The sequence below is a fragment of the Porcincola sp. LCP21S3_C12 genome (assembly GCF_052118625.1).
Classification (GTDB): domain Bacteria; phylum Bacillota; class Clostridia; order Lachnospirales; family Lachnospiraceae; genus Porcincola.
The window spans coordinates 47967-65750 of the sequence record NZ_JBQKGW010000006.1 but is presented as its reverse complement, the minus strand read 5'-3'; the positions used below and the strand labels follow the sequence as shown (position 1 = coordinate 65750).

General features: G+C 52.1%; 12 protein-coding genes. 9 read left to right on the top strand and 3 right to left on the bottom strand.

All coding sequences use genetic code 11. From position 1 onward, the window contains the following. Positions 1-67 precede the first annotated feature (67 nt). Positions 68-238 (bottom strand): DUF362 domain-containing protein, encoded by a 171-nt coding sequence (locus tag ACTQ1N_RS04815; RefSeq protein ID WP_441955155.1) that lies wholly within the window; start codon positions 236-238, stop codon positions 68-70. A gap of 481 nt (positions 239-719) precedes the next feature. On the opposite strand from ACTQ1N_RS04815, the gene ACTQ1N_RS04810 reads away from it, so the two are divergent. The 9 genes from ACTQ1N_RS04810 (at position 720) to ACTQ1N_RS04770 (ending at position 14278) form a co-directional block, all read left to right on the top strand. Further along, the gene (locus ACTQ1N_RS04810; RefSeq protein ID WP_235906568.1) at positions 720-908 is read left to right on the top strand and encodes a DUF1858 domain-containing protein; all 189 of its coding nucleotides are present in this window, start codon (positions 720-722) and stop codon (positions 906-908) included. A 52-nt stretch (positions 909-960) separates the two neighbouring features. Further along, positions 961-1812 (top strand): adaptor protein MecA, encoded by an 852-nt coding sequence (locus ACTQ1N_RS04805; RefSeq protein ID WP_441955153.1) that lies wholly within the window; start codon positions 961-963, stop codon positions 1810-1812. A 573-nt stretch (positions 1813-2385) separates the two neighbouring features. Beyond that, complete coding sequence (locus tag ACTQ1N_RS04800; RefSeq protein ID WP_441955151.1) at positions 2386-2670, top strand: hypothetical protein; 285 nt, start codon at positions 2386-2388, stop codon at positions 2668-2670. 464 nt (positions 2671-3134) lie between these two features. Then, the gene (locus tag ACTQ1N_RS04795) at positions 3135-5147 is read left to right on the top strand and encodes a glycosyl hydrolase family 18 protein (protein WP_441955149.1); all 2013 of its coding nucleotides are present in this window, start codon (positions 3135-3137) and stop codon (positions 5145-5147) included. Between the two features lie 409 nt (positions 5148-5556). Then, positions 5557-10773, top strand: a complete 5217-nt coding sequence (locus tag ACTQ1N_RS04790; protein ID WP_441955147.1) for an MSCRAMM family protein — start codon at positions 5557-5559, stop codon at positions 10771-10773. Beyond that, a complete protein-coding gene (gene lepB / locus ACTQ1N_RS04785; protein WP_441955145.1) occupies positions 10773-11339 on the top strand; it encodes a signal peptidase I in 567 nt (188 codons plus the stop codon). The genes ACTQ1N_RS04790 and lepB overlap by 1 nt, the downstream gene beginning before the upstream one ends. A 66-nt stretch (positions 11340-11405) precedes the next feature. Continuing rightward, positions 11406-12614, top strand: coding sequence for a DUF7601 domain-containing protein (locus tag ACTQ1N_RS04780; RefSeq protein ID WP_441955143.1), 1209 nt, complete (start codon positions 11406-11408; stop codon positions 12612-12614). Further along, positions 12611-13390 (top strand): class B sortase, encoded by a 780-nt coding sequence (gene srtB, locus ACTQ1N_RS04775; protein ID WP_441955141.1) that lies wholly within the window; start codon positions 12611-12613, stop codon positions 13388-13390. Before ACTQ1N_RS04780 ends, srtB begins: the two co-directional genes overlap by 4 nt. Positions 13391-13483: 93 nt before the next feature. Beyond that, positions 13484-14278, top strand: coding sequence for a hypothetical protein (locus tag ACTQ1N_RS04770; protein WP_441955139.1), 795 nt, complete (start codon positions 13484-13486; stop codon positions 14276-14278). A 77-nt stretch (positions 14279-14355) separates the two neighbouring features. Here ACTQ1N_RS04770 and ACTQ1N_RS04765 read toward each other — a convergent pair whose 3' ends face one another. Further along, positions 14356-15957, bottom strand: coding sequence for a response regulator transcription factor (locus ACTQ1N_RS04765; RefSeq protein ID WP_441955137.1), 1602 nt, complete (start codon positions 15955-15957; stop codon positions 14356-14358). Then, on the bottom strand, positions 15954-17768 hold the full coding sequence (locus ACTQ1N_RS04760; protein WP_441955135.1) for a sensor histidine kinase: 1815 nt from the start codon (positions 17766-17768) through the stop codon (positions 15954-15956). The genes ACTQ1N_RS04765 and ACTQ1N_RS04760 overlap by 4 nt, the downstream gene beginning before the upstream one ends. Positions 17769-17784: the final 16 nt, after the last annotated feature.

The window sequence follows — 17784 nt, the reverse complement described above, 5'->3', positions numbered from 1 at the left end:
AAGGAAGTGCTGACAGATGCCAGCACTTCCTTTTATGTCTGATGTTATGCCGTAAGAATGCTGCCGATCATGGAGCGGTCGGAGCACCAACCGGGCAAACCTCTGCGCAGGTTCCGCACTCAACACATGCGTCCGGATCGATTACATACTTGCCATCTCCCTCGGAAATTGCGTTGACCGGGCACTCCGGTGCACAGGTTCCGCAAGATACGCAATCATCGCTGATTGTATAAGCCATCGTGACACCTCCTTGTATTCTTAGTCATGACTCATTATCTGAGTCTTTTCTGTATTCTAATACCATGCAAAAGGTTTAGACAAGCATAACTTCGGGTAGGCAGACGAACACACCGACAGAAGCAGATGGCCCAGGCGGGTAGGGAGCCTGCAGGGGCATGCGGGGGATTGGGAAGGTCAACGCTTCCGCTCCGGATAAGGGGATAGAGCCTGCAGGGACGCGCGGGGGACGGGAATGACAGATTTAAGGGCGCTATGCGTGATTAGATTGTGCAAAATATATCTTGTACATTCGCAGTCCGCATACTATAATCGTGGATACGGGATTCAGATTCAGTTCGCTGAAAGAACGGATATGTGCTACGATCCGTGTATACAAAAAAGGAGGTCACAACATGGCTGAGGAAGTGAAGAATACAGCAGCGGAGAATACGACAGATTCTGCGGCTGAGAAGAAGGCAGTGCGCAGGGTTTCCAAGGATATGACCATCGGCGAGATCATCAATGTCGATGTCAACCTGGCAGGTGTCCTGATGGGCGGCGGCATGTATTGTATCGGCTGTCCGGCATCCATGGGCGAGTCTCTGGAAGAGGCAGCAATGGTACATGGGATTGACCCAGATCTTCTGCTCGAGCGCCTGAATGCATATCTGGAGGCGCAGGCACAGTAATATCTGCAGGAGACCGGATGACAGCAGAGGGGAATGAACTGAGGGGAATTGAATGAAGATAGAGAAGATCAATGACAATCAGATACGCTGTACGCTGACACCCGAGGATCTGAAGGCAAGGGATATCCGGATCTCCGAGCTGACATACGGAAGCGGAAAGGCACGTACCCTGTTCCGCGATATGATGAAGGAGGCCTTGAATCACTGCGGCTTCCGTCTGGATAATGCCCCGTTGATGATTGAGGCGACGCCGGACTCCGGCGGAAACCTCACACTGATCATCACGAAGGTCAAAAACCCGGAGGAGATAGACTCACGCTTCGCTCATTTTACGGGGGATCCGTCCGGAGACGACTACTCCTTCAGCAGTCTGGCGAAGGATATGCCGGCAGCGGATGATATTCTGAAGCGCCTGAAAGAGCTGTTCGATGGAGACGAGACGCTGGATGAGGAGAAAGAAGGAAAGCAGTCCTCCCAGCCGGTTATCAGCGGGACAGCGATTGTCCGCAGGAAGGACGCGCCTGCTGTCCCGGCATCGGGTGATGGAAAGAGCGCTGGAAGCAAGGCGCAGAGCGGCCCGAATGGGACAATGACAGAGGAGGAACTGTACGGGTTCACACGCTTCTATATGTTCCATTCGCTTGAGAACATCATCCGTGCATCGAAGAATATCGGACCGGATTACAAGGGGCGCAACACCCTCTACCGCAATCCGGATGATGGTGAGTACTATCTGCTGATCCGCAAGGAGGATACGCAGCCGGAGCGGTTTAATCAGATCTGCAATATCCTGTCGGAATATGGTCTCCCGATGGATTTCACGAACGGAACGGATGAATTTTTCCGCGAACACATGAAAACCATCGTGAACAGGCAGGCTGTGCAGCAGCTTCGGACTATTTGAGAAGCTGGCGGGACGAGGCCGTGTGGCGGCTGGACGGAAGTGCACGCGGCAGAGCAGGGGCGCCGCTTCGCAGGAGCGGATTACCCGGAACATGCGTGTCTGGCGATGCAACATGAAGTAACAAAAAATATGTAACATCTCTTTTTATATGCAATTCTGATGAAATCAGGGAATGCTGCCTTGCAGGATTCCCTGATTTTTTAGGGAAAATGGAGATAAAACCTCAGCTGCAGGCCTTGAAAAAATGAACTGCACTGCCAATTTCTCAATGTTACATCAATTAGATTGCGCTGTATAAGGCACAGATGTATCATGAGACTGTGCAAAAGGATGTGGCTTATGTCGAGGAGCTCCGCACCACCATTCGGGCAGCCATCCGGCAGCCCAACCGTCTTATCTGACACAGATCTGTTATATCTCACGTCCCCCGCGCATAACTGAAAGACCGGCCGCTGTTTTGCAGAATCGAGAACCGTTTTCAGCGTGCAGCAGGCTGCAAATGCCGGCAGAAGCGGAATGATACATCACACCCTTTTCATGATCTGTACCTCCGCCGGCAAGGAGGAAGCGTGTATGAAAGTACAGCAACAGAAACCCAGAAGCAGGCAGAACCGGCAGGATGACGTACTGGGCAGTATGCTCCGTGACTACTATCTGGAAGGCTGCAGAATCAGCCTTGAGGGAAAGAGCATGGAGCCATGGGAAGCTGCTTCCTGCTGCCTGCGGGAAAGAGTCAGTTACATGATGGATTTTATCCCTGATCCGGCAGGACACCGGATCAGCCGCATTGATCTCAACCGCGTCGGAGCGGACAGACACCGCTGCAGGAGGAGAAGCTATGCGGGCTGGTGCAGATAACAGGGGACTGCACCGAAGACAGACGAATAACAATATGAGGAGACAGAAAGACAAAATCAGCCACAGGACTGGTCAGAAGAAATATGGCAGGAAACCGCAGGCAGACACAGGCCAGGATACCCTGGAACGATTCGGAAGAAGGGAACTCCGGATTCAGGAATTCATGCCTGGACCGGGGAGGATTCTCATAAGATACGGAAACAGGAGGACGGCCATTTCCCCGTTGTGTGACAAAGTCTGCCGGGGATCTTAAGAATGTTTGATGTCGACTCGAATCTGAAAGGTTGCTATACTTACGGTTGAATCTACAAGCCTGAACATCTCATCTGTGCGTACAGATCATGGTAAGCCACCTGTATCAGGAACGGAAGCGATGCAGAACTGTCAGCTGCAGCGGTGAAAGAGAACAGGATGGCGAAACCAACCCTGCAGGAATCGGAAAATCAGCCGTAAGGATAACAGCCATGGAAAAATCAGAATTGAATGAGAAACAGTCTGGTGTGAAAAAAACGGATCATACAGAAATCACAGATGACCGCAAGGCGGACAGCCAGATGCCTTCATCGGGGAGCAGCAGCACAGTCTTGCGAAGAAAGGGCGGCAGGGGAAGCCGGAAGGCACTGGCCGCATTTTTCCTTGCTCTGCTGCTTTTTGGGACTGGCGTTCTGATCATCCGGAATACACCAACCAACAGGCGGATGTCCGATGAAGCCTACTTCGGGCAGCTGCAGCAGGACGAAGCTGCGCTCATTCTGGGAGACCAGCTGGTGAATGAGCGTGCGATTGTGAAGGATGACGCACTCTATCTTCCTTATAACATTGTGCGCGATACATTGAACGGACGATTTTACTGGGATGAAGGGACAACCAGGATGTTGTTTACAACGGCGACCCAGGAATTTGAGATCCCGGTGAACGCCTCTTCGTACAGCGTCATTGACGGCGTCCGGACGACGGACCCTGTCAGTGAGGGAACCTATGACCGGGTGATTATTCTGCGCCCGGATGACGACCGGATTACCGGGAGCGAGCGCGTCACGCAGGACGCGCAGGAGAGCAGCGGTGGAAACACGACAGGCCTCTATGTAAGCGCTGATTTCCTCCAGAAGTATACTCAAGTGGAGTACACATGGAAGAAGGGAAACAATGATGGCGGTCATGTCCTGATCCGGTACAAATGGGGAGAACAGCTGACGGCGAAGTCGGTCAAGGAGGCGGCTGTCCGCTACAGGGGCGGCATCAAAAGCCCGATCCTGACGACGCTTGCCAAGGGCGACAAGGTATTTGTTCTGGATCAGCTTTCTCGCTGGATGAAGGTTCTGACGAAGGATGGCTACATCGGATATGTGAAGTCCGGGCGGATGGCGGAACCGACGACGGAGAATGTCACAACGGATATTCCGGCGCAGGAATACCCGTCTATCACGATGGACGGAAAGGTGACACTGGTCTGGCACCAGGTGTCCTCGAAGGATGGAAACGATACCTTGTCCGATATGACCGCGCAGATGTCAGGGGTCAACGTGATCTCACCGACCTGGTTTTCCCTGACGGATAACGACGGCAACATTTCCTCAATCGGGTCGAAAAAGTATGTGAAGGCTGCCCACAAAAAAGGACTGCAGGTCTGGGGGCTGGTGTCGGATTTCTCGAGTGAGATGGATACCTCCGCTGTGCTGGCTTCGACAGCCTCGAGAAGGAATGCAATCGGTGAACTTGTCGATGATGCCCTGAAGCTGGGACTTGACGGCATCAACCTCGACTTTGAATACATGGAGGAGGCGGATGCGCTCGCCTATGTGCAGTTTGTCCGGGAGCTCTCCATCGAATGCCGGCTGAACAAGCTTGTCTTGTCGGTCGACATCAAGCCGCCCTATGATTTCAACCAGTGGATGAATCGGAAAGAGATCGCAACGGTGGCGGACTACCTCATTAACATGGGGTATGACGAGCATTACTCCGGCTCGGATGCAGGATCGGTTGCTTCTCTAACCTATGAGCAGCGTGCGATTGAGGAGAGTATCAGCCAGGGAGTCCCGGCTGAAAAGCTGATTTCCGCGATCCCGTTCTACACCAGAATCTGGTATACATCCAGCGGAGAGGACGGCGCCCGGACCACCACCAGTGAGGTGCTGTCCATGGCCGGTGTCCAGAAGACGCTCCAGAGCTGGAATGTTACACCTGTCTTTGATGCCTCGGCTTTCCAGCGCTACGCAGACTGGACGACGAATGATGGGGTCCGCTGCCAGATCTGGATTGAGGATGCCGACTCGATTGCGGCAAAGGTCCGGCTGATCCCGCAGTATGATCTTGCCGGAACAGCCGCCTGGGCGCTTGGGTTTGAGAGCTCCGATATCTGGAATGTGATCACGGAGAATATCGGCCTGAGCAAGGAAGCTGCGGTGGAGGCACAGCAGCAGGCAGAACAGAGTCTTTCGGCGGAGAGCCAGACTGAAGGTGCGACAGAAGCGGGTTGAATCAATTGAACCAGATGGAAGCAGATTGAGTCAGTTTGACAGCAGATGTCAGTGGCAGATCACAAGCAGGAAAGGGCGTTCTCATTCGGAATCTTAAAAGATTTCGGAGGGGGCACCCTTTTTCGATGAGAAAGAACAAATCACCTTTGAATAAGACGGGGCTGACCTGAATGGCACATTCTAAAAAATATAAGAATAATAATAAATATTAAAATGTATATAATAAGTAGTGTATATGCTCTGTTGAGAAGTGCATTTATGCAATATTGATGGAAGTATAATCATAATACTTATCAAAGATTGGCAGGATTATGCATTTTTTTTCAGACGATTAAGCGTTATGATACATAGCAATAAATAGAGTAACAAGAGAATCAGAAACACAGACCAGGGGTGTTGAGGGATATTCATGAATAATGTCACAATAGTCAAGAAGTTCATCGCGCTGATCTGTGCACTTTGTCTCACTACAGGAACGATTACCCCGCAGCTTGTCTATGCGGAAGGTCTGTCTCAGACGGAGGGAGAGGTGCCGTCCATTCAGACAGAAGCGACTGTTCAGACGGAGACAGCAGCACAGTTGGAGGTTTCCTCTTCAGAGGATATCGCAAGGCATGGAGAAGACAGCGGTACGACAGAAGCGCAGGCGAATACAGCGGCGATTTCCGGCCAGAAAATCTCTTCAGAGCAGAAGGAGACAGCTTCTTCTCAGGACACAGCGGATGCAGCAACTGCCCCAACGGATGATGTGGATTCTATCGTGATTTCACCGGGTGGGGAGAATGGATCGGGCACCGCTCTGGAGGATGGCATCGAGGCTTCGGATGAAGGACAGGAGTTAACAGCAGAGCTGGATGAGTCGACTCTTGCAGCTGACAATGATCACACAGATGTAGTGGATGCTGAAGGAATCAACCTGGCTGGCGGAATCCATCTGGCTGACGGAACCTATCAGCCTTATCTGACCGGGTACAGGCTCTCCTATCTGGACGGAAACGACTATAAGACCATTACCTCTGACATAGTTGTGCCTGTTTACACGACCTTGAAGATGACAGTGAATTTCGGCGGAATCAGCGCGCAGGGACTCCTTGAAAAGGGCGGAAAGCTGTACATCGAGATTCCGTCGGTTCTCTCCAATCCGACTGTGTCCAGCGGAATAATCAAGGATGATTCCGGAAACCAGATCGCCACGCTGAGGGCGGAAGGGCAGAAGCTGATCCTTCAGATGGATCAGGAGATTCTCCAGAATACAATCAACCAGGAAGGGAAAGATTATACCTATGACAATGGCGAAATCTCCTTCACCGTGACGCCGGATCCGGCGCAGATCCGGACGGATACAACCCAGACGCTGAAGCTTGGCAATTTGGATATCACAATCCATTTTGATCCGGACTTCGATGCGAAGGCAGGATCCCTGACTCTCGAGAAGTCCGGCCCCGTCTACTCGCATAACGATACGGATGGACATTCCTACCTGTCCTATACGCTGACGGTCAGCGCGGGGGATGTCCGGATGCCAGAGGTTACGGTTACGGACCATTTTTCAAGGGGCGCGGCGGCCGTTGATTCCTATGTCGGGATCACGGAGACAGATACGGTGTTGACTTCAGACAGCACGCAGAAATTCTATGAAGAGATTACGTCCGCGGCGACAGATACGTCTGCGAAGACGAACGGTTCCGTGAAACTATCTGCAGCCAGGACAGATACCGATCCGGGGACGATGGTCTGGACGATCGGCGATATGGCGGCGGACGAAACCAGGGTGCTCCACTATCAGGTGATGCTGAAGGACGATTACGTGGGAGCGGCCGGATCGGCCGACACGATTATCAATACGGCCACACCAAAGTCAAAAACCTATGAGCATAATACGGCGACATCAACCTTCACGCCGCAGACAAAGGCAAGCGTCACAAAAAAAGCAGGGGATGTCCGGTATAACAGCGACAATACCATCACGATCCCGTATACGTTCAAGGTGACGGCGGACGCGAAAAACACCTGGCCTGTGAAGCATCTGAAGATCTCAGATGACTTCGGGCTTTCCGGGACGGACATCACGTCCGCAAATGTCTGGAATGCCATCACGGCGACAGATGCTTTTCCATCTCTTGGGTTCCGGAATTTCCAGATCCTGAATGAGAATCAGACATGGTCAGCTGTGTCAGCCGGAACGAAAGATTCTCCGGATCCGTACTATGCGATCAAGCAGAATGACGGAAGGGAGAACCCTGGCTTCAATTTCTACTTTGGGGAGATCAAGCCGGGGCAGACAGTCCAGATGAAGTGCGAGCTGACGATGCAGCCGGTCTTCTCCTCCTCGGCGGTCACTGTCAATAATCGCGGAACCGCCTATTCAAGTGATCGGTCCTCATTTGGCAATAAGTCGCTTGGCACCAGTGCAGTCAGCACACAGCTGGAAAAGTATACCTGGGACAGAAAGGTCCAGGGCGCTGCAATTGACAGTGTGATCGATCAGAGCGGGCTGACTTCTGTTTATACATACAGCAACAGTACATGGAGCCTCGCTTCATCCGCGGCGGACAGGGAAGTTCCGGCAGGCAGCATCAAGTACCGCGTCGTTGTCAATGAAAAGGGAAGCTGGGATGTATCCTCCGCGGCATTCAGCGATGTGCTTGGACAGTACCTGCAGTATGCAGGTTATCTGAGACTGGATTACTATCAAAGCGGGATCAGCTCCGATGCTTCAGGCAAAACAGATGCGGAGGTTGCGGATGCTTTGTCCGGCCAGACGCCGGACAAGACGGTCTGGCTGGATATCAACGGGATGACGAGATTTAACCTCTCGCCCAAGAGCCTGAGCAGTGAGCTGGGACAGGGGGCGTATCTGCTCACCTACTACGCGGCGCCGGTCGCTGGAAATTTCAGCCGCGCAACATCAGGGAACAGCTTTACGCTGAGCGGAAGCATCGTAGGAACCGGGGGAGTAACCTATTCCCTTCCTTCCATGAACGTGAAAACAAGCACGACGGTCTCCGGCTCGCTGGATTACTCTGTAAAGAAGGAAGGCTGGTACTACGATTCCAAGGATACGTCCAGCCTGTATAAGAATGGAAAGCTGTACTGGGTGTTCACTGTCAGCGGATCGAAGATTCCGGCAGGTGTCCAGCTTCGGGATAAGCCGTTGAGCCAGCCGCATCATACAACCGCTGACTCCATCGCCGGAATCTATCTGGGGGCGGCTGCCGGAAGCGGGACATCCCTCACAGACCAGTATGCTTACTTTTCACAGATTGAAGGGAATGACGACTTCTCAAAGCTGGAATCGGCAGCCTATAGCTGGTCATCGGATTCTACCAGCGGAGAGGGTGTCCTGACCTTCCAGGAAGATGTAGAGATACCGGAAGGAAAGCAGCTGTATGTCATTCTGACAACTGCGCCGAACAATTCATGGGGCGCTCGGGAAATTACAAGTTTTCAAAATACACTGTATGAGAGGAGCAGCTCCTCTCAGGACTGGATGCTTGCCAATACCGACACACTCTCCGTGCTGGGCGAAGGGACGAACTTCAAGGAACTAGGGTCATACGGAGCATATGACAACACCACAGGCACGTGGTCTTATGTTCCGAAGACCATGATAACCAGTGGAAATAGCCCAAAGGATAAAATACTGACAAGCTATCAGTCCGGAGGAAGTACCGCATCACTGTCGTCAGGTACCTACGCGGAATATCGCCTTGTTGTGAATTACGGAGGAGATGAACAGGGTTCCTTCCGGGTTGAGGATGTCGTTCCGGACGGGATGGAGCCGGTCTACATCCGCTGTTTCTGGATTCCGAACAACACGATGAGAACGGATCCGACACAAACGCCGACAATGCCGGAAATCACGGATCTTGGGGGAGACTGGACAGACATCGGTCAGAAAAACACAAAGATTGACGGAAGGATCGACTACAGATTTGATGCCTATGCTTACTACAGCGCGGAAAACCATAAGATCCTGTTTGATGTAGGAAATCTGCATAAAGGAACAAAGGATTCGGCGGATATCCAGGTTCAGGTTGTGATGAGAGTCACAGATCCGGAAGCTCTGATGGGGAAGAGCGAGACATTCGTGAATAAGATGAATGTCTACCGGCCGGATGGAAGCCTGGTTTCCACAAGCAGCGTGAGCACAGCGATCCAGATCCCTTCTATTGAGAAAAGCGCTGCCGCTGTATCGGAGGGCGCGGTGCCCTTCACCATCACGGTGAATCCGAGGGGAGAGGATCTGCTGCCAGGCTCCGACACGCTGACACTTGTCGATGAGATGACCGGGAGCTTTACCATCGATCCGGGGAGTGTCACCGTCAAGGATTCGAGTGGTGCGGTGCTTGACAGCAGTCAGTGGAACATCAGCCTTCAGAAAGGAAAAAACAGCAGCAATCAGCCTGTCACGACGATGACACTGGCGCTTCCGGACAGTCAGAAACTGACGGTGACGTACAAGGCGGAGATTGATGCCGCGCCTGATACGGACGTGACGTACTCGAACAAAGCCTACTGGCAGGGATATCAGGAACAATCTGCCACAACCGTTTCAAAGACTGTCAGATACAGCATTGATGGAAAACTCAGTCTGAAAAATTATCCGGAGATCAGGCTGGTCAAGATCGATCAGAGTAATGCGTCGAAGGAACTTTCAGGCGCAAAGTTCTCGCTCTATCTGGCTGCGTATGATCAGGGCACAGGCAAGTGGAGCAAAACAGGAAAGCCGGTCGACATCCAGACGACAGCTTCAAGCGGAACGCACAGTGGCATTCTGACGTTCGGCGAAAGCAAAAATCTTCTTTACAATACCGTCTACTGTATTGTGGAAGACAGGGCGCCAGATGGATATGTGAAGTCGACCGACCCGGTCTTTATTGTGATGGCCCGGAAAGACAGCAGCGGAGGATACCCGGACAAGTCGACAGCGTGGGGTAGTACAGACACGAGCGGCGCGACCGTACATACCGCTGACGAGCTGAAAACATGGGCGTCCCAAGGTGTGATTGTCAACTACCGTGGGAGTGTCTATACCTACACAGCAGCAAATCAGAAGGCGTCTCTGAAGATCGACAAGGCTTTTCTGAACAGTGATGGAACAAAAGCTGCAGTGCCTCCGGACGGAACCTTCTCCTTCGGTCTGTATAACAGTCTGGACAGAAAGATTGGAACACTTACGATCAGATATCAGAATGGGACACCGGCCTATACGCTGACGCAGAATGGCATCAGCCAGAGCGTGACCGAGCCGGTTTTCCAGTCTCTGAACGTCGGCGACTCGTACAAGGTTTATGAGCTGGACGGAGATGGCGATCCGATCACGGATGGACGACTCCTTTACAACAAAGAAGGGAACGGTTACATCGTCCGCTATCAGGGTGTCTCCGGGAGCAGCGACAGTGATACGGCCGCCGGTACCGGCGGGGATGTCAACACGGTGACAGCGCCGGATTCCACTGAGCCGGCAGTGTTCGGCGTTACGAATCAGGAATTCAAGATTCCTGCTAACGGCGTGGAGACAGATTCGACGAGACCCTACAGAGTCGCTGTATGGCTTCTTGCCTTCGCGGCAGCGGCCTTTGTGATTCTGGCCTGGCGTCGGTGTATTCGGAGGAAATGGTGATGCGCGGGCGCAGCAAAGCGGCCGGGGCGGTAGATGCAAAGGATCAGGTGAACTACATCAAACCGCCCCCGGATCCCCAGCCGCTTTGGAAAGGATATCTGAGCCTGGCGGTCAGGATGGCTATCTTCGTGGTCATTCTGATCCTCATCTTCACGAAGGTGCTGTTCCTGAAGCGGGTCGGCGGATCAGACATGTTCCCGTCCCTGAAGGACGGCGACCTGACGCTGGGCTACCGGCTGCAGACGCAGTACCGGTCAGGTGATGTTGTCCTGTACCGGGCAGGCGGGGAACTGCATTTTGGCCGGATTCTCACAATGGGAGGGAACACCGTCAATATCAGCGGGGACGGGGCTGTCGAGGTGAACGGTGCCACGGAGAGCGGCGAGATCCTCTTCCCGACAGATGACCCGGGAAAGCTGACATATCCCTATGAGGTGCCGGACGGCAGTGTCTTCATTCTGGGAGATTACCGCACCAGCGCGAAGGACAGCCGGAGCTACGGCGCCATCCCGCTGAAGGAAATAGAAGGAAAAGTACTCACGATTCTGAGAAGAAGAGGACTGTGACACCTTTTCTCTGCAGGCATAACAGCAGAAACCATGAATCTCTTGAGACAGAAAGGAAAAGACCCCATGAAAAACAGCAAGAGGAAAGGATTCGGCATCAACCTGATTGCAGGCGCGCTTACGCTGGCAGCAGTCGCCATCGGGAGCGCAGCAGGAGCGATGGCAGCGGAGGATACAACCACAACACAGCTGTCATTTGATAAGGTATTTGAAGCGCAGATTCCAGCTGGAGCGGCAGTTAATGACTATCCAAGCCCGGCTGAAGAGTTTGGGTTTCACAGTGGAGAAGCGACTGGGAGCACCAGTGAAACAGCGGACAACCTCGCGTCCCTGGCAGCAATCAAGGGAACACAGTGGAATGACAGCAACCAGATCGATCAGGTCAAGGAATTAGATGATACCACAAAAGCGACAGTCGGAGCAAAAGTTCCGGCAACGATCACACTTGCCAGTGCATCGTATAGCACTGGCGAAGCCGGGTCGACAACAAAAACAAAGGCGGTGAATGTAACCCTGACGCCAAGTAAGTTTACAAGCCCCGGCGTTTATTATTATGACTTTCACGAGGTGGTGGGAGAGACTGCCGGTGTTGTTTACGATAGTCAGACATACAGAATTGCAGTGACCGTCAAGAATGATGCTGCCACGAATACGCCGGGTGTAAGTGGTATCACCCTTGTCAATAAAACGTCAAAGGCCAAGGATAGCAAGATTGAGAATAAATATAATGCAGGCAAGCTTACATTTACAAAGAAGGTTGCCGGAAGCCTTGGAGCGAAGGATAAAGAGTTCAAGGTGAATGTGATGCTATGGACACCGCAGAGTCCGGAAAAGAGGGTAAGTTCAATCATTACGGTCGCGGGGGCATCCAGTGATAGCGAGAATAGCGCTATTCAGCCTACTGACTGGACGACACAGACCGATACAGAGAAACCAAACGTTACAAGAACCTTCACTGTAACAGATGGAACTTCAATCACTCTCACAAATATCCCCGCCGGTGTAAAGTGGCTGGTGAAGGAGGATAACTACAGCGCAGATGGCTATACCACAACCTATACGCTGGACGGAAAAGAATACTCGGCGGATACTGCAACACCGAATGCCGCAAGCACGATGATGGCTCAGGCATATAATGTTGTCATCACAAACACCAACGATACGACGATCGACACGGGTGTCTTTACCACCAACATGCCGTATTTCCTCATCCTGCTTGCCGCGATTGGCGGAGCGGTGGCCTTTATCGTCATTGCCAGAAAGCGCCGCGCATGATGAATGCGCCGGATGCACATCGCCGCGGCAGAGGGCTTCTGAGGGTTTTAAACTGGATCCTGGATGTTGTCGTAATTCTGACGATTCTGCTGGCGATGGCATACAGTATTTATTCGATCTGGGACAATAACAGCATCTACCAGGCGGCGATGGACTTGTCCGTGCGGATCCGCAAGGAGAAGCCGGAGGGCGAAAAGCCTTCCTTTGAAGATCTTCAGAAGATCAACAAGGATGTCTGCGCCTGGATCACGCTGGAGGGAACTCAGATCGACAACCCGGTTGTGCAGGGAAGCGACAATGAGGAGTACCTGAACAAGGACGTCTATGGAGATTACTCCCTGGCAGGAACGCTGTTTCTGGACACCAGGTGCAATCGGGATTTTACGGATTTCAATGAGCTGGTTTACGGGCACCATATGGACCGGCACCAGATGTTCGGCGATCTTGACCTGTACCTGGAGAAGCGCTTTTTCGACAAGCACACGGACGGAACGCTCCTGATCCCGGGCCAGAAGATACCGGTCACGGTTTTCTCCGTGATGGTAGTTTCTTCAAGGGACAGATGGATTTTCGATCCGGTCGCGGCTGATGAGGAGCCTGCTGCTTACCTGGACTATGTGAGCTCTGAGAGCAAACATGTCCGGACAGATCTGCTTGACAAGATCAAAGCGGAGCCGGAGCGCTATCATGTGCTGACATTGTCCACCTGCTCGACCTATCTGGACGAGAACCGGACCATCGTGCTGGCGGCTTATGAGCTTTCGGCGGAGTCGTAAGAAGCCTCAAAGACCTGTGCTTTCGGCAAGCCATCACAAACGGCAGGGCGGACAGTTTTTGTACATGAAAATATATGCAGTCATGGGGGGAATATGAGAACTGGAAGAGCACGAATCATACAATACGGGATCGGAATCCTGCTGACAGTCATTTTCTTCCTGTCTGGTTTTACACGTGGATTTGCGGAAGAGAATTCCCTCCAGATCAATGTTCCGGTCCATGTGGAGTTCAGCAGGCAGGGACTCAGCCCGGAGAAAACATACCATCTGACGCTGACGCCGGAGGATGCAGACGCACCGATGCCGGAGGGCGCTGCGAATGGCACATATTCTCTGCGGATTTCGAAGGCGGATGGAACGGACTACGCCATCGTCATCCAATACCCGAAAGTTGGCGAGTACTGGTATGATGTCAGGATTGCAGACAGCTCGGACAAGGCGCTTGGAACCTGGGAGCTCCATGTAATGTCGATTGTTGACGAGAATGGCAGGCGCCAGGTAACGACTACCCTTCGCAACGGTGATAAGACCGGGGAGAAAACGGACAGTATCCGGGTGAGCGATCCGGATCAGTCCGAAACAGTACCGCAGACTCCTGAGACAAAGCCACAGGAGAATCCGCCGCAGGCGCCAGAGACATCTGGGATCCCTGAGGGATCAGATGGAAAAGTCAAAGGAACATCGCAGGATACTGACCAGGGCAGTGAGGCTGTCAGTGGGACAGGAGGCGGTTCCCAGCCAGGGACCACAGGGCAGAGCAACGTTCTGACCGGAGACGCAACCAGAACAGAATTCTGGATGACCATGTTGGGCGCATCCGGTGTAACCCTGGCGCTTATCGCAGTCCTGCTTCTCAAAAAACGCCGGAAGCAGGGCCGGGGTGAATAACAACAGAAGAAGATGTAATTCGGCGGCGCCGCAAGATGCGGGGCTGGTTACAGGCAGGGAGGACAGCCTTCGGCCAATCAGGCCTGGGGCTGTCCTTTTCTGTACATGGAAGGGGACTGGCCGTATTTTTTCTTGAAGCTGTTGCTGAAGTAATATTGGTTGCTGTAACCGCACCGGAGGCTGATTTCCTTCAGCGGGAGTGCTGACTGCTGAAGAAGCTGGCACGCCTTTTCAAGCCGCAGATTCGTGATGGTGTCGAAAATATTCTTTCCGTACACTTTTTTATAAAGGGCGCTGAGGTAGGCGCTGCTGATGCCGACGTGTCGGGCGATGTCAGAGAGCGAGAGGGTGTTGTCACTGTAGTTTTCGCTGATAAACTGTGATGCCTGTGAACAGATATGCTCGTGGTAGGACTCTGTCGAGGTATCGAGACAGTCCCCGACCTTCAGGCAGAAATCACTCATCCACTCGAACAGTTCATTATAGTCGTGGATCCGGTCAAAACGACGGTACAGCTTTGTTATGTCTTCCTCCATGTCGGAGATATCAATGTTGACCTCATAGCAGAAGTGGATGATGTCGCCGATCAGGATGTGAATGCGCGAGAACAGGATGTTCTTGACTGTGCATTCCTTCGCCAGCGCATCGAAGTAATCACGCAGCCAGACACGAATCTGAGCCGTATTCTTGGACGCGATCAGCTGGAACAGCTCCGAGGTGTCGCGTCCGTTTTCAGGGAAGAAGGAGAAAGAGTGCTTCTCCGTGTCATATGCATCATAGATTGTGTCATGCGGAAAGCAAAAACGGTACTTCAGGGCGCCTTCCGCGTTCTCAGCTGATTCATGAAGCATGGAGATGCGGGGAACGATGGTTCCGATTCCGATATTCAACTCCGCAGTTGCGTCTGAATTTGTGATGATGATGTCAGCAAACTTGTGAATGACGGTCAGAAAGTGTTCGGTGCTGTTTGTATTCTGGCCGATGATACAGTACACCGCGTCATACGTGTGGTAGCAGTAGAACCAGTCAAAAACAGAGCCGGATTTGCGGGCGGATTCCTCGATAGAGATGACGTCCATCTGATACCGCTGCACGCCGAAGTCTTTTTCGATGGAATCAGCATTCTCTATCCGTATTTTGAGAACACAGTAGCTGGAATAGTTGAAGTCAAGACTCAGATACCGGGAATATCTGGACAGCCGTTCCTCCGCCTCGGCGCCGGAGAAACCGATCAGGTCGGAGATCAGCTTCTCCTGAATCAAGGGCTTGCTCTGCTCTACGATGGTACGCGTCCTGTCCTCCTGATCCATGGAACGAAAGACGGAGGCAAGCTTTTCACTAAGATATGGATAGGAGATCGGCTTCTCAATATAATCGACGACTCCGATGCGGATGGCTTTTTTTGCATAGTCAAATTTGTCAAATGCACTGATCAGAATCATCCTGATATCTGGCTTGATCTGGATCAGCCTGGAGCAAAGTTCAATTCCGCTGATACCGGGCATTTCGATATCGGAGATCACAAGGTCGATGTCGTGCGACTGGGCATATTCGATTGCGGAATACCCGTCGTTGAAGGTCCCTTTTATCTCAGCGTTAAGGCTTGGCCAGTTAATCTGGGACAGGATGCCCTCTATTGCAAACTGGTTGTCATCTATGATGATTACATTCCGGCTCATTCTGAATACTCCTCTATCTGGTCAATTGTGATTGTCACAATTGTTCCTTCGCCAGGGGCTGAATCAATCTTCAGTGTACCGTTTCCATAGGAGGGACTCGAGATTCTCCAACTGACGCTCCCAATACCAAAATTCTTTGAATAATCCACACTCCTGGATTCGATGACTGCACGAAGCTGCTGCAGTTTTTCCTTAGACATTCCGGATCCGGCATCCTGGATGGTGATCTGAACCTTGTCGTCCAGATAGACTGCAGAGAGCGTGATGGATACACATTTGTCTGCCTCAGAGTACCCGTAGTGGATACAGTTTTCAAGGAAGGGCTGGAGCGTAAATTTGCAGATATAGTAATTCTCGATCCCATCCTCTAAGTGAAATTGCCATGTCAGCTGGCCATTATGACAAGCTTTCTCAAGTTCCAGGTAGAGGCGGGCGATCTCAAGCTCGTCTCTGATCCGGATCATTTCTGTAGACCTTCGAAGAGCGAGCCGGTAAAACTGGGAAAGCTCCGCAATCATCTGGTCGGCGATGCCCGGCTTCCCGGTATGAATGCAGACCTGGATGGTGCCAAGAATGTTATACAGAAAATGCGGATTAATCTGTGCCAGAAGCAGCTTGTAACGGAGACGCTCTCCGGACAGGGACAGCTCCATGATGGATGCCAGGCTGGACTGTATCGAATCATCCATACGGAGAAAGGTGTGACTCAGCTCATCGATTTCGTCAAGCATGCCGGAAGGCTTCCGGAAGCCAAGTGCTGCCTGCGTTTTCTCAGAGAGTCCGACCGCCGGGTTATATTCCCGCATGGCCTTCGAGAGCAGGCTGACTCGGGAGGTCAGAGATTGAGACAGGAATGCAGAAACCAGAAGAATCGAGGCAACCGTCAGGAACAGAATCAGACTGATGGAGAACAATGTTGCTTTCAGGTTTTCATTAACGTAGGAACTCCGGATGGTTGTTACATGAAACCATCCGTTTGAAAGCGGGGAGATTCTGGTGATTGTTCCGCTATTCATCCGGACTCTGACAGAAGAGCCGGATGTCTCCTGCAGAGAGGCAATGATAGACGAATCTGCCATCTGGCCATCGGAAGCGGAAACCGAGGAGGCAGTGATCTGACCCGCAGGCGTCATTATAAAACTTTGGATGCGGTCATCAGAGAATGAACCGGACAGGATGGAGCTCAGTTCATCCGGATTCATGTAGACCAGAAAGGCATACTGGATATCCTTGCTGACTTGATCCCTCAGAATGTATCCGGCGCCGATTGAGTGATAGTCTTTCTTGTCAATGTTCAGGACATAGGGCAGCGGAATATGCTTTTGGTAGAACCAGAAGGTGGAGGAAGTCGGCGTACTGCTGCTGATTCCAAAACGGTCCAGTTCATCCAGGGGAAGGAAATAGATTCCCTCATTGGAGATCATATTCTCAGATGGGAGAAATGCGAAGATGTGAAGCAGGTTGAAGGTAGACTGGTACAGGCTCAGGGTATTCCGTACGCTGGACACTTCTGTTTTCTCCTGCATATCTGCGGGAGTCTGTGAGATGGCATACATACTGTACTGGACAGAATCGATGACAGACTGGATCTGGCCTATGCGGTTGTCAATCTCCATGGTCAGCTGAGTATCGGACTGGTATACGGCATCCAGAATCTGCTCTTTCCCGCTCCGGATCGTGTGGATCAGAAGAAATGATGTTCCGACGAGTGGGATAAGGCCGCAGAACAGAAGTGAAAGCAGGATTTTTGAATGATAGGAAGAAAAACTTTTGCAAACAGTCCTTCTGAAAGAGGCCATTTGATCTTTCATTGTGAAGCTCCCTTCA